Annotated in this window: 1 protein-coding gene and 1 pseudogene; both read left to right on the top strand. The window is 43.5% G+C overall.

Annotated elements, in window-relative coordinates; all coding sequences use genetic code 11:
- Nucleotides 1-108: pseudogene (locus R7Z77_RS27140) on the top strand (4Fe-4S ferredoxin); the annotation flags it as partial.
- Nucleotides 105-581 (top strand): NrfD/PsrC family molybdoenzyme membrane anchor subunit (gene nrfD, locus R7Z77_RS27135; protein WP_318137276.1); only part of this gene is annotated, 477 nt, incomplete at its 3' end. The pseudogene R7Z77_RS27140 and the gene nrfD, both read left to right, overlap by 4 nt.

The following is a 581-nucleotide window of genomic DNA, read 5'->3' as shown; positions in this document are numbered from 1 at the left end:
GTAAGCAAAGCCATTGATAACCACCTTGTGTATCGCGATAAGTCACATTTAGGAACGCAACCTAAGCTGTTTAAAATTCCGCATAACAAAGGGGAGGTGTCATCATGAACGGTTTTGAAAGTGCTTTCCACTTTGATTCATTAGTGTGGGATTGGATCATCGCGATTTACCTATTTTTAGCTGGGATGTCTGCTGGCGCAGTGATGATTTCTATCTACCTTAAACGCAAAGTCATTGAGGGAGATCCGGCGAACAATGGCATTATGAAAGCGATGGCTTGGCTCGCGCCATTTGGCATCATTTCCGGTTTGGTGATATTGATTTTCCATTTAACTAAGCCACTCCAGTTTTGGAAAATCATGATTTACTACAACCCGACGTCGGTGATGTCGATGGGCGTTGTCTTGTTTCAAGTCTACATGGTTGTGTTGTTTGTTTGGATTGGCGTGATCTTTCGCCATCAAATCATCAGCTTTTGTGAAGGCAAATTACCGAGCGGATTACTCGACTTTGTGGATGGCTTTTTGATCAAGGCTGGAAAGGTGAGTAATGCCATCGAGTTGTTCTTGGGTTTCTTGGCG

It is taken from the genome of Vibrio sp. 1401 (assembly GCF_033340295.1).
This window is presented reverse-complemented; position numbering and strand designations above follow the sequence as displayed.